The following is a 23,191-nucleotide window of genomic DNA, read 5'->3' as shown; positions in this document are numbered from 1 at the left end:
GCGAGATGACACAATGAAGGACGGAAATCCTGTGGCAGAATGGCTGGACCGTCACTAAACCGCCCCAGCAAACGAAAGGCTGCATTGGATCCAAAGGCCGGCGGCCTTCCCGATTATATTGGATCCGATGTGCAAGTACTGTTCGTCGGCATCAATCCCGGGCTGCGCTCCGCCGCGGTGGGTCATCATTTCGCCGGGTATTCCAACAGATTCTGGAAAGTGCTGTGTCACTCGGGCTTAGTACCGCAGCTTCTCACATACGCGGATGACTGGCGGTTGCCTTCCTGGGGGCTCGGCCTGACAAACATGGTCGCGCGTCCCAGTTCCGGCATCCATGAACTGACCTCCCAGGACTATGACGAAGGACGCGCCATCCTCTTGTCCAAGATCGAACGTTATCGCCCCCGAGTGGTCGCAATTCTGGGACTCACCCTCTATTCCGTCTTGTTTTCGAAGCGAAAGGGCGGCGCAACTAGGCCTGGCCTTCAACGGGCGCGGCTCGCGGAGGCAGCTGTTTTCCTGTTGCCCAACCCCAGTGGGCGGAACGCTCATTATTCGCTCGAGGCCATGGTGCAGGCCTACGGAGAACTCAACGCCTTTCTCCGCACATGATTCCTGTTCAGCTCGCCAAACGCCTGGACGCCTTTTCACCGAAAGGGACGCTCCTCGTGCGGCTGCTCCATTCCTGGGCGGTGACAAGCCCCAAGGGGAGCAGATTCTCAGACAGGTCACTCAACGAGAACCGGTATCGGTGAATGCGCGACTAGGCCTCGCCAAGAGGTATTGCGCTAAGGGGAAGCACGAGGAGGCGATTGCCACGGCCGCCGAAGCGCTTCACTTGGCCGAGACGCATCACCGCGATGATTTCCTTCCCGAGGCCCGGTCCGTCCTTTCCCAACTGCGGGCGACCGCGGCCAAGGCCAACTGACCCGGCGATAGACAGATGTTTCAGGTTCACGAGACGCCTCACGCTCGTGACGAAGAGAGTGTAGGATCTACGATCGGCGAAGATCGTGAATCGCTTCAATGGTTCGATCCACATCCTCCTCCGACGTCAAGAGACCGGGTGCCAAGCGGGCCAGGTGATCGGCATAGGGTGTCACACTGCCCATAATGTTTCGTTGCCGGAGTCGTTCAATCACTTCCGGCGGTTTCATTCCCTCGATATCGAAGCACACGATTCCTGCCGACAATTCGCGCGACCGAGGCGTATGAAGTCTGACGTGTTTCATCGTCGCCAGGCCGTCTTTGAGCCGGTCATTCAGGGCATGAATCCGCTCCGTCACCCGGGACTTCCCGATCCCCTCATGAAACGCGAACGCTTGATCCAACGCCCACCGGTGCTCGAACGAATGGAAACCGCCGGGGGTCATGTACACCGACTGGGGAATCCGATGCGGCGGCGCGTCGTTGGTCCACATATCGTAGGCGTCGGTATTGAAGGTCGGGATAATGGCATTCGTGAACGGCCAGGCTTTCGGATGTCCCCATACCAGCCCGGTCCCGCGTGGACCGAACATCCACTTATGCGTCCCCGCCACCAAAAAGTCGCATCCGATCTCTTCCAGCCGGAAGTTCTCCACACCCAGCGCATGGACGCCGTCCACGCACAGAAGAACCCGGTCATCCGCAGACCGTTGATCGTTCACATGAGCCAAACGAGCGGCGATCTGCCGGATCGGCAATTTCAGGCCGGTGCTGCTATGGACCCAAGTCACCGCCACAACTCTCGTCTCCCGCCTCACGTGATCAGCGATCGATTCGACCAGTTCGTCGCTCGTCACGCCTTGGATGTCCCGGTACAGAGTAATGTGCCGAACGGTTGCCCCTGTCCGCTCGGCTCTCAGCCTGATCGACATGTCGGTTGAGTAATGGTCATGGACCGTCGTGAGAATCTCCTGCCCCTCTTGAAGCGATAAGCCGCCATAGAGCAATCCCAGCCCCATCGTCGTGCTATCGGTAAGCGCGATGTCGGTCGGCGCCACTGCGAGATAGTCCGCGGCGGCTTGGAGTACGATCGCCTCCTGCTTCGCTTCATGCTCGAGCCAATAGCCGATCGGGTTGGCGTCGAATCCGCGGCGATGCCGTTCAATGGCCTCGCGCACCGGCGTCGGGTGCGACGCGAGAAAGAAGCCCGCCATATGAATCACATCCGGTGAAAGCGGGAATTGCGCGCGCACCGACTCCCAGCCGGTGAACCCGCTTTCCGGCCGCCCGCCCGCAGGCAGAATCGGCGGACCCGTTAGACCAGACAACAACGAGGCGCCTAAGACCGCGCCGGTTCTGATCAGAAACTGACGCCTATGCATGGTGAACTCCATTCTTCGATTGATCTCGCATCGGTGCTCGATACCGAAATGAATTAATTCTTCATGACGGCCTATCGATACGCGGGCGCCGCAGTTGCTCGATCTCGCGGCGGGAGGGGAATGATTCGTAAGCGCCTCGCTTGGCCGTGGCCAGCGCGCCGGCCGCATTGGCAAAGGCAATGGCCTTATCGAGCTGGTCGCCGGAAGCCAGAGCGCAGGCCAGCGCCCCGTTGAAAGCATCCCCCGCTCCCGTTGAATCCACCGAATCCACTGCAAAAGCCGGGAACGAGCGGGGAGCGGCCTCGCCGTCTACCAGCAGGGCGCCCTCTTTGCCACGAGTGACGATGACCGATCGCGCTCCGCGTTTCATCAACACCCGGGCCGCTTCTCCCGGATCCTCCTGCCCTCCCAGAGCGCGGGCTTCCCCTTCGTTCGGCGTCAAGATATCCACCAGCTTCAGCAGTTCAGTCGAAAGCGGTTGGGCCGGGGCAGGATTGAGAATCGTCATCACCCGAGTCTTTCTCGCAAGAGTCAGAGCCATCATCACGGCCGCCATGGGAATCTCCAATTGCACCAACAATACCCGCGCGCCGGCCATGAGGGACGAAGCGCGCTGCACCTCGTCCGCGGTCAGCATCTGATTGCTTCCCGGCGCGACGGCGATCTGATTAGCCCCCGCTCGGTCTACCATGATCAAGGCGACGCCGGTCGGCGTTTTCGGATCGCGAAGGAGGCCCGTCGGCGGCAATCCTGAAGAAAGGAAATGTTTCTCCATCATTCTCCCGTTCGAATCCGTGCCGATCTTGGTCAGAAAGACCACGTCGGCTCCGGCCTTGCGCGCGGCAACCGCTTGATTGGCTCCTTTCCCGCCGTACGATTGATAGAAATCGCGGCCCAGCACGGTTTCCCCAGGCCCCGGCAAACGATCCACCGCGACAGTGAAATCCAGATTGGCCGAACCGATCACGATTACCTTCGGCATAACCGGTCCTCGAACAACGCAAGCACCCGCAACGCGTCCACTCCCAACGCCACCTGCACATTGGGCTTGTTCTTGTGCTCGGGCAATAACGTCCGGCGATCGGCGATCGTCATGCCTCGCGCCGCCTCACCTGCGACTTCCACATCCACATGCAGCGGCTCCGGCGTGATCAGCGTTGCATCGATCGCCGCAGCCACCGCCAATGGGTCATGCAAATAGACCCGTCCATGGCCTTCAACCATCTCGGCAAAATCAAATCCTTTGCCCATCGAATCGCCGATGAATTGCGCGACATGGTCGCAAGGACTTTTCGTCAACGCAGCGATCCGCTCACGACGGAAGGCGACTTGCGTCGTCACATCCAATGGGATCAATGTGAGCGGGAGACCGGCCTGCAATACCCGCTTTGCCGCATGGGGGTCCACGAAGACATTGAACTCTGCGGCCGGCGTGACGTTGCCCGGCACGGCAATCGCTCCCGCCATCGCGATGATTCGCGTGAATCGTTGAACGGTGCCGGGACTGACCTTCAGCGCCAGCGCGACGTTCGTCAAAGGTCCCAGCGTAATCAACGTCAATTCTCCTGAATAGCGGCGCCCGCACTCTTGCCAGACTTCCTGCGCGGTCGGCAAACTCGCCGGCAGGCGCGGCGAGACATACCGGCATGCCCCCGCCGCATCCAGAAATTGATCGAGGTCGCCCAGGCCGTCCGTTCCGTGAAACTGCGTGGCGGTCGCCAACTGATATTCCAACGGGCGAGCGGCCCCTTGACCGACGGGCACCGAGGGACAGGGGTGAAGAAGATTCAGGACGCGAAAGAGGTTCTTTGTGGCTTGGCCTACGGGAATATTGCCGCAGACGGTCGTGAGGCCGACGATGTCGAGCTCCGGGGAACGGAATGCCAACAATAATGCGAGCGCATCATCGAGTCCAGGATCGGTGTCGATCACGACGCGCGCCGGATGTGAAGGACTCATGCGTCACCTGAGGCTTCGGAGAAGGACGATTTGGTCAGATACCCTCACGAGGCTCGCTCCGGCTTCCTTCCCCACCAAACTGCGTTGAGTCCGCCAATTGATCGAGCAGCGCGTCATAGCCTTCCGACTCACTGCCGGGCCCCATGAGGAAATAAATCACCCATTGATCGGACGGTCCTTTCACAGCCAGCGCGCGTCCGACGGTCGCCTCACTGACATAGGACCGCAGAAGACGGGACCCCGTTCGGACGAGCGAGCCGGTCGGCACAAAGGACACGCCCTGGGATAACGCGAGCGGTTGACCAAGCTCATGCTCGACCTCATCTGCGGTCGCATGCGCCAATGGAAACATCATGCCCATGCTCCGGCCTTCGTCGGAAATCAGGAACGGTAGTTCCGAATCTTCAAACACGGTCGCATGCCATTGCGCGGGGACCTGGAACGACCATCCCTGGCTGGGAATTCGCAGCCTGATGCCTGAGGCATAGTTCCCGCCTGGCGCCAGGTCCACCGGAGTATCGGAGGGTGAAGCGGGAGGAGGAGCTTCAGCCCACACCGGAGATGGACCATCCGAAGCAAGGAGGCTGGCTCCGCCGACGAGGATCGCCATCGCAACAAGCTGGAGGCGAAGCCAGCCCCAGGGGGTAGTGCCGGCCTCACGAACGACCTTCATTGTCGCGCTCAGGACTGAGGATCCATCGGTGGGCAGGTACAGAAAAGGTTGCGGTCGCCAAAGGCCTCATCAATGCGTCCGACGCTGGGCCAAAACTTATGATCCCGGACCCACGGAGCAGGAAAGGCGGCCTGCTCGCGGCTATAGGGTCTGGCCCATTCAGACGACGTGACGGCTTGGGCCGTATGGGGCGCCTGCTTCACGACATTGCCCGATCGCGGCTGGCGGCCGTCGATTACGTCTTGGATCTCTCCACGGATGGCAATCAGGGCATCGCAAAAACGATCGAGCTCCGCCTTGGATTCGCTTTCAGTCGGCTCGATCATCAAGGTTCCCGGAACGGGAAACGACACGGTCGGCGCGTGAAATCCATAGTCCATCAGCCGCTTGGCGACATCCATGGCTTCAATACCGGACTGCTCCTTTAACGGCCGCAAATCCAGAATAAATTCGTGGGCGACTGCGCCGTGCCGGCCGGCGTACAACACGGCATAATGCTTTTCCAGCCGCTTGGCCATGTAGTTGGCATTGAGGATGGCGACTTCGGTCGCCTTGGTCAATCCATCGCCGCCCATGAGCGCGATGTACACCCACGAGATCGTGAGAATACTTGAACTGCCGTAGGGCGCCGCCGACACCGGGCCAATGGAATCCGCCCCGCCGACCCTGACGACCGGATGACCGGGCAAGAACGGCATGAGATGCCGAGCCACGCCGATCGGTCCCATTCCCGGTCCGCCGCCGCCATGTGGAATGCAAAAGGTCTTGTGCAGATTCAGGTGGCAGACATCCGCTCCGATATCCGCCGGCCGGCACAAACCGACTTGCGCATTCAAATTGGCGCCGTCCATGTAGACCTGGCCTCCATGCGTATGGACGATCTGGCACATTCTTCGGACCCCTTCCTCGAACACGCCATGAGTCGAGGGGTAGGTGATCATCATGGCGGCCAAACGATCTCGATGCTGCGCCGCCTTATTCTCTAGATCGCCGAGGTCCACATTGCCATTGGCATCGCATGCGACCGCCACGACGGTCATCCCGGACATCGCCGCGCTGGCCGGATTGGTTCCGTGAGCCGACACCGGAATCAAACAAATATCCCGATGGGACTCTCCACGATGTCGATGGTACGCTCGGATGGCCATGAGGCCGGCATACTCTCCCTGTGAGCCGGCATTCGGCTGGAGAGAGATGGCTGCAAATCCGGTGATGTCCGCCAGCCACGCTTCAAGTTGCCGGAACAGTTCCTGGTACCCGCTGACTTGCTCAGCAGGCGCGAACGGATGGATGCCGGAAAACTCCGGCCACGTCACCGGCAGCATTTCCGCGGTCGCGTTGAGCTTCATTGTGCAGGAGCCCAACGGAATCATTGAATGCACGAGCGAGAGATCCTTGCTTTGCAGCCGATGAAGGTACCGGAGCATCTCATGCTCCGAATGATACCGATTGAAGACCGCGTGCGTAAGATATCCCGTCGTTCGGGCCAGAGCGGTCGGATACTCGACATTCAGGCCGCGTTCCAGCTCCTGCACACTCGCGACACCCGTCTTCGGGCCAAGAAACACGGTCAAGAGAGTCTCGACCTCGTTGAGCGTCGTTCGCTCATCGAGGGACAGACCGATGCTTCCATCCTCGTATCGCCGGAGATTGATCCGGTCAGCTTCGGCACGAGACAAGATCGCCTGCGCCTGGTCCTGGTGCGTTCGCACACGTAAGGTGTCAAAAAAGACTTCGGGGCTCACGTCATAGCCCTGCCGGCGCAACCCTTCGGCCAGCAGTTTGGTAAACCGATGCACGCGGGCGGCGATCCGTCGCAATCCTTCCGGCCCGTGATACACCGCGTACATTCCCGCCATGACGGCCAGCAAAACCTGGGCGGTGCAGATATTACTGGTCGCCCGTTCGCGCCTGATGTGCTGCTCGCGTGTCTGCAGTGCCAACCGATAGGCCGTTTTGCCGGCATTATCACGGGAAGCGCCGACGATCCGTCCGGGCATTTGTCGCTTGTATTCCTCTTTGGTGGCCAGAAATGCGGCGTGCGGGCCTCCATACCCGAGAGGCACGCCCAACCGCTGCGTCGACCCCACCGCAATATCGGCGCCGAAGTCACCGGGCGGACGCAAGAGTGCCATGGCCAAGAGATCCGTCGCCACCACCACCAAGCTGCCGGCCGCATGAGCCTGCTCGACGAGCCAGCCATAATCGCCCACATAGCCGTCCGTCGTGGGATATTGCAGGAGAATCCCGCACAGCCGCCCGCTGTTGAAATCAACGGTTTTGTTGGCTCCGATGCGCAGGGTGATGCCGAGCGGTTCCGCCCTCGTCTGCACCACGGCAATCGTCTGCGGATGGCAATCGTGGGACACGAAAAATTCCGGCTTCTCCTCATGTCGGTTCCGGGCGTGCGCGACGCACATCGCCATGGCCTCCGCGGCGGCCGTGGCCTCGTCGAGCAACGACGCGTTGGCCAACGGCAGGCCCGTCAAATCCGCCACCATCGTCTGAAAATTGATGAGCGCCTCCAACCGGCCCTGCGCGATTTCCGCTTGGTAGGGCGTATATTGCGTATACCAACCCGGATTCTCCAGAATATTGCGCTGGATCACAGGCGGCGTGATGCAGTCGAAATACCCCATTCCGATGAGTGAGCGATAGACCCGATTGCGGCCGGCGATCGCGCGAAGTTCGCCGAGGACATCCTGTTCGCCGCGATTAGTCGGGAGCGAAATCGGCGCCCGTAATCTGATATCTTCTGGAATCGTGTTGTCTACGAGCGCGTCCAAGGACGGGACGCCGAGGATGGCCAGCATCTCCTGGATATCGGCTTCCGTCGGTCCCAGGTGGCGGCGGACAAAGGAATCGGGTACTGTAAGTAGATCATGCTGTGACATGGAAAGATGACCGTCCTTGCAAGCGGTAGAATGAAGACGTTCGATTGTCGATCTCGATGCTAACGTACCATGCTCAAGAGCCTTTTCCAAGCATCAGGCCGATCCATCGGCCACTATTCGCTCTCTTCTTGCCCACCGCGCGTCGGACCCGCGAGAACGGCTCTCTCGACGCTCGCCTGTTTCTCCGGATCGGAAGGCCTCGGGACTGATGATCACGCATGACGTGCTGATCATCGGTGCGGGTCTAGCCGGGATGCGTGCCGCCCTTGCCGTTCCCAGCCGCCTTGATGTCGCGGTCCTCTCAAAGGTTCATCCTGTTCGCAGCCATTCGGTCGCCGCCCAAGGCGGCATCAATGCGGCGCTCGGCGATAAGGATTCCTGGGAAGCCCATGCGTTCGATACCGCCAAAGGCGGCATCTATCTCGGAGATCAGGATGCCATTGAAGTCATGTGCCGCGAAGCGCCGCAGGATATTCTGGAACTCGAACAGATGGGCGTGATCTTCAGCCGCAATGAGGACGGGCGCATCGCTCAACGGCCTTTCGGCGGCGCCGGGTTTCCCCGCACCTGCTACGCGGCGGATCGGACGGGCCATGCGTTGCTCCACGCCATGTACGAACAATTGCTCAAGCGCCATGTGCGCGTCTACGAAGAATGGTACGTCACCGCGCTGGTGACAGAGGAGGGCCGGTGCAGTGGAGTGGTCGCTTGGGACATGATTCGCGGAGGGATGCAGGCGATCCAGGCCAAAGCCGTGATCCTTGCCACCGGTGGAAGCGGACGAGTCTTTCACACCAGCACGAACGCGGTGATCAACACCGGGGATGGGATGGCGCTCGCCTATCGGGCCGGCGTGCCGCTCAAAGACATGGAGTTCGTCCAGTTCCATCCGACCACGCTCAAGGACACCGGCATCCTGATCACGGAAGGAGCCAGGGGCGAAGGCGGCTACCTCTTGAATACGCTCGGCGAGCGGTTCATGAAGCGATACGCGCCGGAGCAAATGGAATTGGCGACCCGCTCCACCGTGTCGCTCGCCATCGGCCAGGAAATCTTGGAAGGTCGCGGGGTCGATGGCTGCGTGTTGTTGGATTTGCGCCATCTTGGCCGGGCGCGCATTCTGGAGCGGCTGCCGCAGATCCGGGAATTGGCTGTTGAATTCGCCGGGCTGGACCCCATTGAAACGCCGATTCCGGTTCGCCCCGGCGCCCACTATCAAATGGGCGGCGTCGCCACGAACCAATGGGGAGAAACGGAGCTTCCCGGTCTCTATGCGGCGGGAGAATGCGCATGCGTGAGCGTCCACGGCGCAAATCGACTCGGCGGCAACTCGCTCCTGGAGACCATTGTGTTCGGGCGCCGCGCGGGAATCAGAGCCGCCTGTTATGTGGAAACAGCGACTTCTCGTCCCGTGCCCGGCAACGCGCTCACGGCCGAGACCATGCGGGTTCAACGCTTACTGTCCAACGAAGGACCGTTCCGGGCGTGGCAGCTCCGTGAGGACCTGGGGAAGGTCATGAACCGAAACCTGGGAATTTTCCGGACCGAGCAATCGATGCGCGAAGCGCTGAACCAGATCCGCGAATTAAAGAGCCGCAGTCCTCATGTATTGGTCCAAGACAAAGGACCCGTCTTCAATACCGACCTGATTCAGGCCTTGGAACTCGATTCACTCATGGAGATCGCGGATACCATCGTGACCGGCGCCCTCGCCCGCGAGGAGAGCCGCGGAGCCCACTATCGCGGGGATTTTCCGAAACGAGACGACCAGACCTGGCTTAAACATACCTTAGCTCACCGTGCCTCCGATGGTCCCGCGCTCTCGTATAGTCCGGTCACCGTGACCAAGTTTATTCCAAAATAGCCGGTGGGCTCTGTGCCGCTGCGCGTTTCTTCGCTTTGGTATAATTCAAGACTCCTGTGGAGCGTTTGATGCGCGTCCTTGTCGTCGAAGATGAAACCAAAGTCGGCTCCTTCATCAAGCGGGCGCTGGAAGAGGAAAGTTACGCCGTGGATCTCTGCGAGGACGGCGCGCAGGGGCTCGACCTCGCATTGAGCGGCAGTTACGACGTCATCGTCATCGATCTCATGCTGCCCAATCTTCCCGGCTTGGAGATTCTGCGCCGGATCAGGAAAGAAAAGATCCATACGCCCGTCCTGATCCTGACCGCTCAGTCCAAGGTCGATCAAAAGGTCAAAGGCTTGGATGCGGGCGCGGACGACTACCTCACCAAACCCTTCGCCATCGATGAACTGTTGGCCCGCGTGCGTGTGTTGCTGCGTCGCGGCACGGCTGAAGCGCCGGGAGTACTTCAAGTCGACGATCTGATCCTCAATCCGGCCACGCGGGAAGTCACCAGGGACGGGCAACGGATCGATCTCACCATGAAAGAGTATGCCCTCCTGGAATATTTCATGCGCCATACCGGCCGCGTGCTCACCAGACCCATGATTTCCGAGCATGTGTGGGATCAGGACTTCGATACCTTTACGAACGTGATCGACGTCTATGTGAATTATCTGCGGAATAAGATTGATCGCGGTCGCAGCCGCAAATTGATCCATACGATCCGCGGCAGCGGCTATATGTTGAAGGCGGACTAATGCCCCTGCGCGTCAGACTCACGCTCTGGTACGGAACGGCGCTGGCGATCATCCTGTTGACCTTCTCGATCATCCTCTACACCATTACGGAACGCAATCTTCGCGACCAGGTCGATGAATCGTTGGAAGAGACGGCGACGGTGGCCGTCCGGTCATTGGAGGTGCGCGGCTTTCTGCCGCTGATCGATGAAGATGAACTCATGAATCAGTTCCCCGAGCTGGCGCGGATCGACAAATTTTTTCAGATCTTCAGTCCCTCCGGCACGATCACGCTGCGGTCGCCGAATATCCGCCAGCATGAGGTCCCACTGAGCCGCCACGCGCTTGATGTCGCCCTCAGCGGGCGGACCATGTTCGAGTCCGCCAAGTATCCCAACGAGCCTCCGTTGCGCCTGATCTCTGTCCCGATCGTGTATCGCGGATCGTTGCTCTACATCGTGCAGGTCGGGACCTCGCTGGAATCGATGGACGCCACGCTCCACCATTTTTTGATCGTCTTATGGGTCATGACCCCGATCGCGCTGGCCATCGCGCTGGCGGGAGGCTGGTTTCTGGCCGGGCGGGCCTTGCGCCCCGTCGATTCCATCACGCTCGCGGCCCAACGAATCGCGGGGGGCGACCTGACACAGCGATTGCCACCGCCGGCCTCCTCGGATGAAATCGGACGGTTGACCGATACGTTCAACAACATGATCGCGCGCCTCGAATCCTCCTTCGAGCAAATTCGCCAGTTCAGCAGCGACGCTTCTCATGAATTGCGCACGCCCCTGACGGTGATGAAAGGCGAAACCGAACTCGTCCTGCGGCGACAGCGTCCGGTCAAGGACTACCAGGCCGTGCTCGAAAGCAACCTGGAAGAAATCGACCGCATGTCGCGAATCGTCGATGAACTCTTGTTTCTATCCCGGGCGGACTTGGGCGAGATCAAGATGGAATGCGAGCCGGTCAGGTTGGAAGGGCTGGTGGAAGATATCCAGCGCCAGGCCGTGTTGCTGGGGCAGGAAGACAGTATCCAAGTCGTGCTCGGCCAAGTCATGCCCGCAACCGTGATGGGCGATGAGCTTCGCCTGCGTGAGCTGCTGTTGAACATCGTCGATAATGCGGTGAAGTACTCCCACCCCGGCGGAACGGTCCAGATCAGTTTGACCGTGGCGGAGCACCAAGCCCGTCTCGCGGTGACGGATCAAGGCATCGGTTTTCCCTCCGACGTGCAGAAACGGATTTTCGATCGATTCTACCGGACCGATGAAGCGCGAGCCCATAACAAGAAGGGAACCGGTCTCGGGTTGGCCATTTGCGCCTGGATCGCCGACACCCACAAGGGCCACATTGAAGTGCAAAGCGAGGTGGGCAAAGGCTCCACCTTCACCGTCATCCTTCCCCTTGCCGCAGCTTAGCGTCTTTTAATTTTCACCTAATCTCTCTCTCATCGCCGGTTGCTAGGGTACACCTGTGTCGGCCGATGGAACGGCCGATCTTGGCCCCTATTCCTTAAACCATCAGATGGAGGGATTATGAAGCGAGTGGTCCAGTACACAACAGGAGGACTGGCCGGCATGGCGCTCTTGAGCCTGGCTCTGATTTCAGGACAGGTCTCATTTCCGGCATCTCATGCATCGAGCGAGACCGCACAAGCAAGTTCCACCGGCGTCCAGTCGCTAGCGCCGGCGGCGGCAGAGGGCTTTACCGCCGTCGCGAAATCCGTCACACCGGCTGTCGTCAATATTACGACCGCCGCGGCCGAAACGGTCTCCGACGCCCCGAACTTCCGGGACCGGATGGAGGAATTCTTCGGCATGCCGGGCGATCCCTTCGGGCCCCGCAAGCATCGTGGGCCGAAGATGCCGCGTGAACATCAACGCAGCGGGATGGGCTCGGGCGTCATCGTGACGAAGGATGGCTATATTTTGACGAATAATCATGTGGTGGACGGCGCGAAAGAGCTCACGGTCACGTTGCCGGACAAACGTGAATTCAAAGGCAAGGTCGTCGGGGCCGATCCCAAAACCGACTTAGCGGTCGTGAAAATCGACGGAGACAATCTCCCCACGATTCCCTGGGGTGACGCATCCAAGCTCCAGGTCGGCGAGTACGTCCTAGCGGTCGGCAATCCCTTCGGTCTCAACAGCACCGTGACGCTTGGGATTGTGAGCGCGTTGGGACGAGGCCGCATGGGGATCACGCAGTATGAGGATTTCATTCAAACCGATGCCGCGATCAATCCCGGCAACTCGGGCGGCGCCCTCGTGAACACCAAAGGGGAGTTGGTCGGCATCAACACGGCGATCTTCTCGCAGACGGGCGGCTATCAAGGCGTCGGTTTTGCCGTCCCTACCAGCATGAGCAAACCGGTGTTCGAAAGCCTGATCAAACACGGCAAGGTCGTGCGCGGCTATTTGGGGATCGGCATCCAGGATTTGAATCAGGATCTCACCAAGTCGTTTGGCTTGAAGGATTCCAAAGGCGCCCTGGTCAGTGATGTCAAGGAAGACAGCCCGGCCGACAAGGCCGGTATCAAGCAGGGTGATGTCATCATCGGCTACGACGGATCGCCGATCGAAGACGCGGCGGCGTTGCAGCGGTTGGTGATGAAGACGCCCATCGACGCGAAGGCCACGATCAAGGTCTTGCGCGATGGCCATGAGAAGGAACTGACGGCGAAAATCAGCGAATTGCCGGAACCGACACAGGTCGCGAAAGCAGGCGGCGAAGAGGGCGACTATGGCCTCGCCGGTCTGGCTGTGCAGGACCTCGATCGCGACACCGCGCAGGAACTGGGACTCAAAGGCAAGGTGCAAGGAGTCGTGGTGACCGGCGTGGAGCCGGACAGCGGTGCGGACCGAGCCGGTTTGATGCCCGGCGATGTGATCCGCGAGATCAATCGCAAGCCGGTCAAGTCCGTGCAGGACTACGAAAAGGCCGCGTCATCGCTCAAGAAGGGAGAAAATGTGCTGATGCTGATCAATCGGCGCGGCGCATCTCTGTTTTTGAGCGCCAAGGTGTAAGAACCCGTACGGCAATTAGGACGGGGCTACCGCTGCTAGTCAGCGGTAGCCCCGGCTGGTTTTCGACGGATGCAGGAGGGAAGGATTGAGTGTCGTTCCTGAACGTTGTTTTCCGATTGCCACAAGATCATACCCGACGGCATCGCTGACTGTGACCTTCATAAACTCGCCGGGCCGTCCGGCATCTTTCGACAGAAGGACCACACCATCGATTTCCGGCGCCAACCCCTCGTGCCGGGCCTCCAGTAAATCTTCGCTCTCATCCGACCGGCCGTCGATCAGCACTTCGAGTGTCCGGCCGATGAAGTCGCGGCCTTTTGCCGCCGCAATCCCATCCTGAACCGCAAGCAAGTCGTTCCGGCGCTCTTCCATGACCCTCCGCGCGACCTTTCCGTCATGATCGACGGCGGCCGTGCCCTCTTCATCCGAATAGAGGAATGCCGCTACCCGATCGAACTCGGTGTCCTCCACGAACGCTCGCAACTCTTCGAACGCTTCGTCCGTTTCACCGGGATAGCCGACAATGAAGGCAGTGCGAAAGATCACTCCGGGAATCCGCCGCCTGACGCGCTCCACGAGCGCGGTAAGGGTCGAACGATCGCCGATCCGGCGCATGCGTTTGAGCATCCCGTCGTTGATATGCTGGAGCGGCATATCGATGTATTTCGTGATGGACGCCTCACCGGCATAGAGGTCCAGCAACTCATCGGTGACCTGTTGGGGATAGAGGTAAAACGGCCTGATCCAGTTGAGTCCTTTGATCTTCACCAGCTCTCGCAACAAGGACGTCAAGCCCTGCCGTATACCCAGATCCACGCCATAGTTGATCGTATCCTGAGAAATCAGATTGAGCTCCTTCGCCCCTTCATCGACGAGCCGTTTCGCTTCGGCGACAATGGATGCAATCGGACGGCTGCGCTGCTTTCCGCGCATGATCGGAATCGCACAGAATGAGCAGGTGCGGTTGCATCCTTCGGCAATCTTGATGTAAGCGCTGTGCGATGATCCGAGACGGATACGCGGTGCCAATTCATCGTACAAATAAGGCGGGGGGCTGATGAAGGTCCGCTGTTCCGGCTTCGAGGACTTGAGGAGCGATCGGGTGATGTCAGCGATTTTTCCGAATTCCCCCGTACCCACCACCCCGTCGAGTTCGGGAAGCTCAGCCAACAGCTCTCCTTGATAGCGCTGGGCCAGACAGCCCGCGGCAATGAGCACTCGGCAGGCCCCCCGCTTCTTGAGGCGGCCGTGCTCGATGATGCTGTTGATCGATTCCTGTTTGGCCTCTTCGATGAACCCGCAGGTATTGATAATGACGACTTCGGCGTCCTTCGATTCACCGGTCAGCTCGAATCCCGCGGCCACCAGAACTCCGAGCATGACCTCGGAATCGACCTGGTTCTTGGAACAGCCGAGGTTCACGAAGCCGATCTTGGTCTTTTGCCGGCCGGACGCCGGACGCGGCGTGATCAAACGATTGGACATAATTCATCAGTGTACGAGAGGGCTGAAAAGGGTGTCAATTGCGGTCCGGGCCCTTGATTCGATCGAGCGATTCACTTACAGTTCGACGACATTCGACTTTTTGCTTTTGTCTTTTTACTTTCTGAGTTCTTGTCGTGATCCGCACCTTCCAAGGCATCAAACCGACCGTTCCTGCTTCCTGTTTCATTGAAGAAACCGCCGTCGTCATCGGCGATGTGGTCATGGGCGAGGACTGCAGCGCCTGGTTCCATGCCGTCATTCGCGGCGACGTGAATTATATCCGTATTGGTAACCGCACCAACGTTCAAGATCTCTGCATGTTGCATGTCACCCACGACACGCACCCGCTCGTGATCGGATCGGAGGTCACCATCGGCCACCATGTGGTCTTGCATGGCTGTACGATTCAGGATCGGGTCCTGGTTGGAATGGGCGCCATTATCATGGATGGCGTGGTTATCGGTGAAGACTCGGTCGTGGGAGCCGGCGCCCTGGTGACGGAAGGAACCATCGTGCCGCCGAAGAGCTTGGTGCTCGGCTCACCGGCCAAAGTGAAGCGCCCCGTCAGCGAAAAAGAATTGGCCTGGATCAAGGAATCGGCGCAGAACTACGTGAACTATGCCAGGCAGTATATGAATGGGCCGGAGAAGCCCCGCCCCGGCTTCTGGGTCTGATGTTTTGGACGTCGATCAGTCATCGTCATAATCGAAAACTTTGCGTCTGTGTCTCGCGCAGAGAAGTTCGATGCCTCCCACCTCTCGGAACGACCCTTCCGGGTCTTGCCGTGCGGAATTCCTGCCGCCTTGTATGATAGGTCCTCGAACATCTTAGTTGCTCGACGGATGCCGGGAGAGGGGCGCCGTCATGGCCGCCGCGAGGCTCCGTCCTCGGAGGTGAGAAGGCTGTCCGCCGGCCCTTTGTGGTCAACCCTGCCGCGCACGGAGTCCTCCAATGACCACACACCACTTGACAATCATCACGGTATCTCGACGACTCGGCGGCGCGCACAAACGTGATACTCTTTATTCATCGCATCGTACGCCCTTCCGGAATTCCCGTGGCTATGGTCGCAAAGCGACCACAGTTCCGTGGTTAGATCCGGCTTTCTTTCACAGCAAGACCTCGATGGGTACCCCGTTCCTCCGGCGAAGTCGGCATCTCAACTTCTCTGCGCGAAAGGTTCAAGCTATTATCCTACTCGGACGAAGCAGACGGGATCGCCGACGGTGGCGGTGGGATACTGCTTCTCCTCGACGGCATATGGAATTGCGCGGCGGTGGCACCACTCAGCGATCCACTGCACCTCCTCGGTAGTCGTCGTGACCCAGCCGGGCCGGCGTAATATTCTCAGACATCGGTTCACGAGCTGCCTTACAATCCGGCGTTCTGCCTCAAACCGTTTGGAATTGAATGTCAGCGGTGTCGCTCGTCCATAGGATAAGGCCGCGAGATCGGGAAATCGTTCTGGATCATTCAATACGCTGACGATCCAGAGATGATCATATCGGCCCCGCGCATGTCCCGCATCGCCTCGCTCGAACCGCAATCCCATCGTGCTACAGGCTCGGTTTAACACCGAGACTTCTTTTCCCCTAAGATTGTAGGCATCAACTGTCCGCTTCGATTCCATGAGTTCCGTGATCAGCGGCGGGATCTCCGGCACGCCGGCGCCGACGTAGAGACTGCGTCCTCCAAGGGTCAGCTTCTTCCGTAGCGCAGCCGCTATCGTACCGCCTCGCCTCCGACATAGCCCCCGCTTCGCCTTCCAAAACTCATCGCCACCCTCGTCGCAATAGACCGGTCCCAGCGCGGCGTAGTCCAACCGGCGGAAAATGTCGGCAATTGCACGGCGCGTTTCCAGCTTTAAGCGATGTGGCATTAGGAAACAGTTACCGGTCAGATCTCGTTTTGGGGAGAGCCAATGAAGAGACCACGGTCAGTGCCTATCTATCTCTCGTAATCGCTCTGCCACCCGTTCGTAATCACCGAGTTGAACCTTCGCCATCGTTATTGAAGGGAAATCGATCGCGTGGACTTCAACGCGACGAAGGTGGGGCGGCGGTTCTTTGATCAATTCTTCCAGGGTTTTCATTCGTCACCTCCGCAGCCTGGATGGCGACTTCGGCGCTTGCTTCACCACCGGCAAGCATTTCACTAGCTTCCTGGCGGTCAGTCTAGCGAACTTCGGCCGTGAACGCTACGTAGGCCGGCCGGCGAGTTCCTTGACGGCGGCTGCGACGGCGTTCGTGACGTTCGCCAGGAAATCGAGATTCAACGTGTCGATGGTATCGGTCGGCCGATGATAGTGCGGATTCCGGAAGTTCGCCGTGTCGGTCAGCATGACGGCGGGATAACCCTGATCCCAGAAGGCCGCGTGGTCGCTACGCCTTGTATCAGGCAATTGCTCTCCCCGCCCCGGCACCACAAGCGGTATCAGCTTGAGAGCCGGGATAGCTCGGTTCCCGGCTTCCGTCAGTGACGCTACAAGATGTTGAGACTTCTCATTGCCCACCACCGCCAGGAAGTCGCCGACCGACGGAACTTGGATCGGCACATGCGGCGGGCTTCGTTGCGAGCCCGGCTCCCTCCGCGCATACCCGACGCATTCCAATACAATCGCGCCAAGAATTTCTTGGCCTGACGTTCGAAGTTCGGTTGCGTAGGCTGAACTGCCCAACAGGTTCTCTTCCTCCAAATTGAACGCGATGAACCGGACCGGCCGAGCCAAGTCCATTGTTTGGACCAGCGGGGCCACCTCCAAGAGCACCGCGAGTCCGCTGGCATCGTCATCGGCGCCGGGTGACTGCTCCACCGTATCGAAATGGGCCGCGACGATGAGCGCCGGCGCCTGCTCACTGGCCGCCGCGGTGGCCACGACATTGTGGTAGATTCCGCCGAGCGCATGGAATGAATGCAGCTTAACGGCCGCGCCCGTCTTATGGAACTGCTCGCTCAGATAGGTTTGAACTTGAAGGAGGTGGTTGCGAGCAGAATAAGGATGCCGTTCGCCGATGAGCGCTTGCAGATGAGCTGTCAGACGGTTCTCGAGATCTGACACAGCGGCTATGAGGACTAGGCGACGATTTCCGTTCCGATGCCCTTGTGGGTAAAAATTTCGAGCAGCACGGCATGGGGCACCCGGCCGTCAATAATATGCGCCTTGCTAACACCTCCTTCCAAGGCATCGAGGCAGGCGTGTACTTTGGGTAGCATGCCTTCGCCGATCACGCCTTTCTTGACCATCCGCTGGACGTCTTTGCGTGACACGGTCGAGAGATGCCGATTATTGGCGTCGCGGATGCCTTTCACATCCGTCAGCATCAATAGCTTCTCGGAACGCAGCGCCGCCGCCACCGCTCCGGCGACCAGATCGGCATTGATGTTGTACGTATTCCCTTCGTAATCGGTCCCGATCGGCGCAATGATCGGGATGTAATGGTCTTCTTGCAGATTGCGTAACAGGCTGGGATCGACCGATTCGATGTCGCCCACGAGTCCGAAATCCTCTTCTCCGTCCTCAGCGCCGAGGTCCTTCTCTAAACTCTGGGCCCAGGCCTTGGCCGTCAACGGCTTGCTTCTGATCAATCCGCCGTCTTTGCCGCTCAATCCGACGGCCTTGCCCCCGTGCCGGTTGATCAAGTCGGTAATCTCCATGTTGATCTGACCCGCCAGCACCATTTCCACGATTTCCATGGTCGCTTCATCGGTCACTCGGACCCCGTGGCGAAACTTGGCCTGGATGCCGAGTCGATTCAACATCTTGTCGATCTGGGGCCCGCCGCCATGAATGATCACCGGATTCAAGCCGACATACTTAAGCAGCACAATATCCTGCGCGAATCGTTCCTTCAGCGACGTTTCCGTCATGGCATTGCCGCCGTACTTGATCACGATCGTTTTGCCGCGGAAGGTGCGGATGTAGGGCAGCGCCTCGATGAGGACATTGGCCTTCTTAATCAGCTTGTTCATGCCTGTTCTCCCGGCGAGAAACCACAGCGGATGGCGAAGCTAGAGAATATACCGGCTCAAATCCTGGTCCTTGACAATGTCCTTGAGCCGCTGATCCACATACTGGGCATCGATCACGACCTTCTTTTCCGGCAATTCCGGTCCTTCAAACGAGATCTGCTCCAGCAATCGCTCCATGATTGTGAAGAGCCGGCGCGCCCCGATGTTTTCGGTTCGTTCGTTGACCTGCACCGCCGTGGCGGCGATCGCATCCAACCCGTCCGCCCGGAACTCCAGGCTGATACCCTCGGTATCGAGCAACGCATGGTACTGGCGCGTGAGCGCACCCTTAGGCTCCGTCAGGATCCTGATAAAATCGTCCTTGGTGAGCGGCGCCAATTCTACTCGAATCGGGAACCGGCCCTGCAATTCCGGGATCAGGTCGGATGGTTTGGCGACGTGGAACGCCCCAGCGGCAATGAATAGAATATGATCCGTATGCACCGGCCCATGCTTGGTCGTCACGGTCGAGCCTTCGACGATCGGCAGCAGATCCCGCTGGACGCCTTCCCGGGACACATCCGGTCCCATGGTTCGTTCGCGACCGGCGATTTTGTCGATTTCATCCAGAAACACGATGCCGGTCTGCTCAACCTTGGCGATGGCTTCTCGGATCACCTCATCCATGTCGATAAGTTTTTGTGCCTCTTCCTGCGTCAGTTGCTTGAGGGCGTCGGGCACCTTCATCATCCGGCGTTTTTTCTTACCTTGAAATAATCCCCCGAGCATGTCGCGCAGGTTGCTCTCGATATCCTCGAGACCGCCCACATTGGAAATGACGCCGACGGGCAGATTGCGCTCCTTGACCTCGAGTTCCACCGATCGGTGATCCAACTTGCCCTGCCGCAACTGGAGCCGGAGTTTTGATCTGGTCGCTTCCTGGGATTCGCCCGCAGGCGAGCTTTCAGCGGATTCGTTCGAACCGTCGGTAAATCCGGCGGTGGTCCTGGGACCTGATGGCGGTAACAGCAGATCGAGCAGGCGATCTTCTCCCAGATGTTCGGCCTTTTGCTGGACCTCCTCCAAATGTTTCGCCTTGACCATGTTCACCGCCAACTCGGTCAAGTCACGAATGATGGACTCCACATCCCGCCCGACGTATCCGACCTCGGTGAATTTTGAGGCCTCCACCTTGATGAACGGCGCTTCCGCCAACCGGGCCAGACGCCGGGCGATCTCGGTTTTCCCGACTCCCGTCGGACCGATCATGATGATGTTCTTGGGCATCACCTCGTCCCGCAGATCGGCGGGCAATTGTTGCCGCCGCCAGCGATTGCGCAACGCGATCGCGACCATGCGCTTCGCTTCGCGCTGTCCGATGACGTAGCGGTCGAGCTCTTCCACGATTTGCCGTGGAGTCAGGCTGTTTACATTCAACAGAGGCGCGGACGGTTCCATGCTCATGAGGCGATTCCTTGCGGCAATTCTTCGATGATGATGTGGTCGTTGGTGTAAATATCAATAGTGCCCGCGATCGATAGAGCTTCCTGGACAATCAGTTTGGCGTCCAATGTGGAATGGGCCAGCAACGCCCGTGCGGCCGCCAGCGCATAAGGGCCGCCGGACCCGATGGCCAGGATGCCATCTTCCGGTTCCACCACGTCGCCCGTGCCGGAAATTAGCAGGGAGTTGTGCTCATCCGCCACCGAGAGCAAGGCTTCCAGCCTCCGCAACACGCGGTCGGTTCTCCAATCTTTGGCGAGTTCCACCGCCGCCCTCGTGAGATTCCCGCGGTACTGCTCCAGCTTGGCCTCGAACTTTTCGAACAGGGTGAAGGCATCGGCGGTCGCGCCGGCAAACCCGGCCAGGACCCGATTTCCATGGAGGCGGCGCACCTTCTTGGCGTTCCGTTTCATCACCGTCGTGCCGACCGTGACTTGCCCGTCGCTACCCATGGCGACGCGGTCGCCTCGCCTCACGCAAAGGACCGTCGTGGATCGAATCATCATGGCTTGATCTTCCCGATTCCCCGTTTGCGGCCCGCCTCACCGGCGGCGCGCGGATGGGCCTGATCGTAAACCGCCAGCAATTGGTCAGCCGCCAGATGCGTATATTTTTGCGTAGTATTCAATGATGCATGACCCAGCATTTCCTGGATCGCGCGCAGATCGGCCCCTTCATCAAGTAGATGCGTGGCAAATGAATGGCGCAACGCATGAGGACTCACCGCCCCGCCGGGAAGCCGGCGCGAATATTTGGCGACGATCCTCGCCACCGTCCTTGTCGTAAGACGCCGCCCCGCGGAGTTCGTAAAGACTGCCTGATCCGACGATTTCATCACGGGCGAGTCACGCCGGATCGCAGACCGCCGCGCATGGTACGCTCCGATTGCATCGAGTGCAACCGCTCCGATCGGAACGATGCGTTCCTTGCGGCCCTTTCCCCTGAGGCGGACTACTCCTTCCGCCGGCACCACGTCCCCCGCATCGAGCGCCACCAGTTCACTGACGCGAGCGCCCGTCGAGTACAGGACCTCCAGAATGGCCCGATCTCGTAACGCCGACACGCTTACACCCTCCGGAAATTCCATGAGCGCGTTGGCGTCATCCTTCGAGAGGACACGAGGGAGGTAGCGCGGCAACCTGGGCGTGCGAACGTCTTGAGCCGGGTTGTACGAGGCTCTGCCAGTACGCACCAGAAACCGATAGAAGCTCCGCAATGCGGCGAGCTTCCTTGCGAGCGAGCTGCTCTTCTCCCCAGCGCCGGCCAGCCACGCGAGATATTCCCGTATCAGCGATGCGTCCGGCGCAATCGTATCCGGTTCTTGTCCATGCGCGCGTTTCCCGACAAAATTCCGAAACTGCCGCAGATCCGATCGATAACTCCGCATCGTCTCCGGAGACGCATCCTGCTGCACTTCCAGGAATGTCATGAAAGCGCCGATCGCGTCATCCATGCGTCGAAATCCTTGAGGGCGCGCTCCTGGTAGAGCCGCCGTTTCTGTTCTTTGTCGCGGACGCGCGTCGGCAGCGGTGGGAACAGCCCGAAATTGGTGTTCATCGGCTGGAAATACCGTGGATCGCTGGATGAAATATGCGAGATCAGGCAACCATGAGCCGTCGTGGGCACAGGTGTCACGAGCGGCAGGCCGGCGAGGCCCCGCGCTGCGTTGATGCCGGCGAGGCCACCCATCGCCGCTGATTCCGTATAGCCTTCCACGCCGAGCAGCTGACCGGCAAAGAACACTGTGCCTCGGCTCTTGAGCTGCAACGTACTGCGCAACAGCTGGGGCGAATTGATAAACGTGTTCCGGTGAAGGCTCCCGTATCGGAGAAACTCCGCCTGTTCCAAGCCGGGGATCATACGAAAGACGCGGCGCTGCTCGGGGTAGGTCAATTTCGTCTGAAACCCGACCAGGTTGTAACAGGAGCGATGGACATTTTCGGCGCGCAATTGGACAACGGCGTAAGGACGCGTTCCGGTCCGGGGATCGCTCAGTCCCACCGGCTTGAGAGGGCCGAATTGCATAGTTTGCCGTCCTCGTTCTGCCATGACTTCAATGGGAATACAACTTTCAAAATAGGCGATCTTTTCGAATTCCTTCGGTTGCACTTTCTCCGCCGTCACCATGGCTTCATAGAATGCCTGATAGGCCGGCTCGTCCATCGGACAATTCAAATAGTCATCGCCGCCCTTTCCGTACCGCGATGCCCGGAACGCCACGTCCATATTGATGGAATCGGCATCCACGATCGGTGAAATGGCGTCAAAGAAATACAAGTGCTTTTCATGCGTCAATTGGGCGATGGCAGCCGAGAGCTTGTCCGAGGTTAGTGGACCGGTGGCGATAATCGTAATCGCGTCGGCAGGAATGTCCGTCACCTCTTCCCGCAAAATCTTGATGTTGGGATGTCCTTCCAATTCCTGCGTCACTCGCGCCGCGAACTGCTCCCGGTCGACGGCCAAGGCGGAGCCGGCCGGAACGCGAGTCCCGTCGGCCACACGGATGACTAATGACCCAAGACGCCGCATCTCTTCTTTCAGAATGCCCGGCGCGTTGAGTACATCCGCCGAACCGAGGCTATTGGAACAGACGAGCTCTGCCAGGTACCCCGTCTTATGGGCCTTGGTCGTTTCCTTGGGACGCATTTCATAGAGCGTCACCTTGGCTCCTCGATTGGCTGCCTGCCAGGCCGCTTCACTTCCTGCCAGCCCGCCTCCGACGATGACAATATCCGGTCGCATAGCTAGAAACCTCACGCTCAAAAGGAAAGAAGTGATTGTAAGAATCGCTTTTTCAAGATGTCAAGGAAA

21 protein-coding genes are annotated in these 23,191 nt (G+C 59.4%); 7 read left to right on the top strand and 14 right to left on the bottom strand.

The window, feature by feature from the left end:
- Positions 1 to 39: 39 nt before the first annotated feature.
- On the top strand, positions 40 to 612 hold the full coding sequence (locus ACWGXE_RS21080) for a mismatch-specific DNA-glycosylase (protein WP_447600102.1): 573 nt from the start codon (positions 40 to 42) through the stop codon (positions 610 to 612).
- 139 nt (positions 613 to 751) lie between these two features.
- Entirely contained in the window at positions 752 to 928 is a 177-nt protein-coding gene (locus ACWGXE_RS21075; protein ID WP_447600101.1) for a hypothetical protein, read from the top strand.
- A 67-nt stretch (positions 929 to 995) separates the two neighbouring features.
- Here the strand turns inward: ACWGXE_RS21075 and ACWGXE_RS21070 are convergent, their stop codons facing one another.
- The 5 genes from ACWGXE_RS21070 to gcvP form a co-directional block, all read right to left on the bottom strand.
- Positions 996 to 2,309, bottom strand: a complete 1,314-nt coding sequence (locus ACWGXE_RS21070) for an aminotransferase class V-fold PLP-dependent enzyme (RefSeq protein ID WP_447600100.1) — start codon at positions 2,307 to 2,309, stop codon at positions 996 to 998.
- 61 nt (positions 2,310 to 2,370) lie between these two features.
- Complete coding sequence (gene rbsK, locus ACWGXE_RS21065; protein ID WP_447600099.1) at positions 2,371 to 3,291, bottom strand: ribokinase; 921 nt, start codon at positions 3,289 to 3,291, stop codon at positions 2,371 to 2,373.
- On the bottom strand, positions 3,279 to 4,268 hold the full coding sequence (locus ACWGXE_RS21060; protein WP_447600098.1) for a nucleoside hydrolase: 990 nt from the start codon (positions 4,266 to 4,268) through the stop codon (positions 3,279 to 3,281). Before ACWGXE_RS21060 ends, rbsK begins: the two co-directional genes overlap by 13 nt.
- A 34-nt stretch (positions 4,269 to 4,302) precedes the next feature.
- Positions 4,303 to 4,941, bottom strand: coding sequence for a hypothetical protein (locus ACWGXE_RS21055; RefSeq protein ID WP_447600097.1), 639 nt, complete (start codon positions 4,939 to 4,941; stop codon positions 4,303 to 4,305).
- An 8-nt stretch (positions 4,942 to 4,949) separates the two neighbouring features.
- Positions 4,950 to 7,835 (bottom strand): aminomethyl-transferring glycine dehydrogenase, encoded by a 2,886-nt coding sequence (gene gcvP, locus ACWGXE_RS21050; protein ID WP_447600096.1) that lies wholly within the window; start codon positions 7,833 to 7,835, stop codon positions 4,950 to 4,952.
- 208 nt (positions 7,836 to 8,043) lie between these two features.
- Here gcvP and ACWGXE_RS21045 point away from each other — a divergent pair, with 208 nt between their 5' ends.
- The 4 genes from ACWGXE_RS21045 to ACWGXE_RS21030 all read left to right on the top strand — a co-directional run bounded on the left by ACWGXE_RS21045 (position 8,044) and on the right by ACWGXE_RS21030 (position 13,444).
- The gene (locus ACWGXE_RS21045; protein WP_447600095.1) at positions 8,044 to 9,699 is read left to right on the top strand and encodes an FAD-dependent oxidoreductase; all 1,656 of its coding nucleotides are present in this window, start codon (positions 8,044 to 8,046) and stop codon (positions 9,697 to 9,699) included.
- Between the two features lie 68 nt (positions 9,700 to 9,767).
- The gene (locus ACWGXE_RS21040) at positions 9,768 to 10,439 is read left to right on the top strand and encodes a response regulator transcription factor (protein ID WP_447600094.1); all 672 of its coding nucleotides are present in this window, start codon (positions 9,768 to 9,770) and stop codon (positions 10,437 to 10,439) included.
- Positions 10,439 to 11,836, top strand: a complete 1,398-nt coding sequence (locus tag ACWGXE_RS21035) for a sensor histidine kinase (protein WP_447600093.1) — start codon at positions 10,439 to 10,441, stop codon at positions 11,834 to 11,836. Before ACWGXE_RS21040 ends, ACWGXE_RS21035 begins: the two co-directional genes overlap by 1 nt.
- A gap of 117 nt (positions 11,837 to 11,953) precedes the next feature.
- Positions 11,954 to 13,444 carry a DegQ family serine endoprotease gene (locus tag ACWGXE_RS21030; RefSeq protein WP_447600092.1) on the top strand — a complete coding sequence of 497 codons (1,491 nt, stop codon included), beginning with the start codon at positions 11,954 to 11,956 and terminating at the stop codon, positions 13,442 to 13,444.
- Positions 13,445 to 13,483: 39 nt separating this feature from the next.
- On the opposite strand, the gene rimO is transcribed toward ACWGXE_RS21030, so the two are convergent.
- On the bottom strand, positions 13,484 to 14,929 hold the full coding sequence (gene rimO / locus ACWGXE_RS21025) for a 30S ribosomal protein S12 methylthiotransferase RimO (RefSeq protein WP_447600091.1): 1,446 nt from the start codon (positions 14,927 to 14,929) through the stop codon (positions 13,484 to 13,486).
- 134 nt (positions 14,930 to 15,063) lie between these two features.
- Between rimO and ACWGXE_RS21020 the strand changes: the two genes are divergently transcribed.
- Positions 15,064 to 15,603, top strand: coding sequence for a gamma carbonic anhydrase family protein (locus tag ACWGXE_RS21020; protein WP_447600090.1), 540 nt, complete (start codon positions 15,064 to 15,066; stop codon positions 15,601 to 15,603).
- A gap of 515 nt (positions 15,604 to 16,118) precedes the next feature.
- Here the strand turns inward: ACWGXE_RS21020 and ACWGXE_RS21015 are convergent.
- The 8 genes from ACWGXE_RS21015 to trmFO all read right to left on the bottom strand — a co-directional run bounded on the left by ACWGXE_RS21015 (position 16,119) and on the right by trmFO (position 23,122).
- On the bottom strand, positions 16,119 to 16,808 hold the full coding sequence (locus ACWGXE_RS21015) for a hypothetical protein (RefSeq protein WP_447600089.1): 690 nt from the start codon (positions 16,806 to 16,808) through the stop codon (positions 16,119 to 16,121).
- A 57-nt stretch (positions 16,809 to 16,865) separates the two neighbouring features.
- Positions 16,866 to 17,021, bottom strand: coding sequence for a hypothetical protein (locus ACWGXE_RS21010; protein ID WP_447600088.1), 156 nt, complete (start codon positions 17,019 to 17,021; stop codon positions 16,866 to 16,868).
- Positions 17,022 to 17,126: 105 nt separating this feature from the next.
- Positions 17,127 to 17,987 carry a M28 family peptidase gene (locus ACWGXE_RS21005; RefSeq protein ID WP_447600087.1) on the bottom strand — a complete coding sequence of 287 codons (861 nt, stop codon included), beginning with the start codon at positions 17,985 to 17,987 and terminating at the stop codon, positions 17,127 to 17,129.
- A 14-nt stretch (positions 17,988 to 18,001) separates the two neighbouring features.
- Positions 18,002 to 18,898 carry an acetylglutamate kinase gene (argB, locus tag ACWGXE_RS21000; RefSeq protein ID WP_447600086.1) on the bottom strand — a complete coding sequence of 299 codons (897 nt, stop codon included), beginning with the start codon at positions 18,896 to 18,898 and terminating at the stop codon, positions 18,002 to 18,004.
- A 39-nt stretch (positions 18,899 to 18,937) separates the two neighbouring features.
- Positions 18,938 to 20,341 carry an ATP-dependent protease ATPase subunit HslU gene (hslU, locus tag ACWGXE_RS20995; protein ID WP_447600085.1) on the bottom strand — a complete coding sequence of 468 codons (1,404 nt, stop codon included), beginning with the start codon at positions 20,339 to 20,341 and terminating at the stop codon, positions 18,938 to 18,940.
- The gene (gene hslV, locus ACWGXE_RS20990) at positions 20,338 to 20,886 is read right to left on the bottom strand and encodes an ATP-dependent protease subunit HslV (protein ID WP_447600084.1); all 549 of its coding nucleotides are present in this window, start codon (positions 20,884 to 20,886) and stop codon (positions 20,338 to 20,340) included. The genes hslU and hslV overlap by 4 nt, the downstream gene beginning before the upstream one ends.
- Positions 20,883 to 21,833 carry a tyrosine recombinase XerC gene (locus ACWGXE_RS20985; protein WP_447600083.1) on the bottom strand — a complete coding sequence of 317 codons (951 nt, stop codon included), beginning with the start codon at positions 21,831 to 21,833 and terminating at the stop codon, positions 20,883 to 20,885. Before ACWGXE_RS20985 ends, hslV begins: the two co-directional genes overlap by 4 nt.
- Positions 21,806 to 23,122 carry a methylenetetrahydrofolate--tRNA-(uracil(54)-C(5))-methyltransferase (FADH(2)-oxidizing) TrmFO gene (trmFO, locus tag ACWGXE_RS20980; protein WP_447600082.1) on the bottom strand — a complete coding sequence of 439 codons (1,317 nt, stop codon included), beginning with the start codon at positions 23,120 to 23,122 and terminating at the stop codon, positions 21,806 to 21,808. Before trmFO ends, ACWGXE_RS20985 begins: the two co-directional genes overlap by 28 nt.
- Between the last annotated feature and the right edge of the window lie 69 nt (positions 23,123 to 23,191).

The sequence above is a fragment of the Nitrospira sp. Nam80 genome (assembly GCF_965152575.1).
Note: the sequence above shows the minus strand (reverse complement) of the source record. Positions and strands in the feature narration are given on the sequence as shown.

Bases quoted from the DNA above. Each gene is read 5' to 3' on its own strand.
- ACWGXE_RS21015 (WP_447600089.1), bottom strand. From the start codon at position 16,808: ATGCCACATCGCTTAAAGCTGGAAACGCGCCGTGCAATTGCCGACATT.
- hslV (WP_447600084.1), bottom strand. From the start codon at position 20,886: ATGATGATTCGATCCACGACGGTCCTTTGCGTGAGGCGAGGCGACCGC.
- gcvP (WP_447600096.1), bottom strand. From the start codon at position 7,835: ATGTCACAGCATGATCTACTTACAGTACCCGATTCCTTTGTCCGCCGC.
- ACWGXE_RS21035 (WP_447600093.1), top strand. From the start codon at position 10,439: ATGCCCCTGCGCGTCAGACTCACGCTCTGGTACGGAACGGCGCTGGCG.
- rbsK (WP_447600099.1), bottom strand. From the start codon at position 3,291: ATGCCGAAGGTAATCGTGATCGGTTCGGCCAATCTGGATTTCACTGTC.
- ACWGXE_RS21055 (WP_447600097.1), bottom strand. From the start codon at position 4,941: ATGAAGGTCGTTCGTGAGGCCGGCACTACCCCCTGGGGCTGGCTTCGC.
- ACWGXE_RS20985 (WP_447600083.1), bottom strand. From the start codon at position 21,833: ATGGATGACGCGATCGGCGCTTTCATGACATTCCTGGAAGTGCAGCAG.
- ACWGXE_RS21030 (WP_447600092.1), top strand. From the start codon at position 11,954: ATGAAGCGAGTGGTCCAGTACACAACAGGAGGACTGGCCGGCATGGCG.
- hslU (WP_447600085.1), bottom strand. From the start codon at position 20,341: ATGAGCATGGAACCGTCCGCGCCTCTGTTGAATGTAAACAGCCTGACT.
- ACWGXE_RS21070 (WP_447600100.1), bottom strand. From the start codon at position 2,309: ATGCATAGGCGTCAGTTTCTGATCAGAACCGGCGCGGTCTTAGGCGCC.
- rimO (WP_447600091.1), bottom strand. From the start codon at position 14,929: ATGTCCAATCGTTTGATCACGCCGCGTCCGGCGTCCGGCCGGCAAAAG.
- ACWGXE_RS21045 (WP_447600095.1), top strand. From the start codon at position 8,044: ATGATCACGCATGACGTGCTGATCATCGGTGCGGGTCTAGCCGGGATG.
- ACWGXE_RS21040 (WP_447600094.1), top strand. From the start codon at position 9,768: ATGCGCGTCCTTGTCGTCGAAGATGAAACCAAAGTCGGCTCCTTCATC.
- argB (WP_447600086.1), bottom strand. From the start codon at position 18,898: ATGAACAAGCTGATTAAGAAGGCCAATGTCCTCATCGAGGCGCTGCCC.
- ACWGXE_RS21080 (WP_447600102.1), top strand. From the start codon at position 40: ATGGCTGGACCGTCACTAAACCGCCCCAGCAAACGAAAGGCTGCATTG.
- ACWGXE_RS21060 (WP_447600098.1), bottom strand. From the start codon at position 4,268: ATGAGTCCTTCACATCCGGCGCGCGTCGTGATCGACACCGATCCTGGA.
- trmFO (WP_447600082.1), bottom strand. From the start codon at position 23,122: ATGCGACCGGATATTGTCATCGTCGGAGGCGGGCTGGCAGGAAGTGAA.
- ACWGXE_RS21010 (WP_447600088.1), bottom strand. From the start codon at position 17,021: ATGAAAACCCTGGAAGAATTGATCAAAGAACCGCCGCCCCACCTTCGT.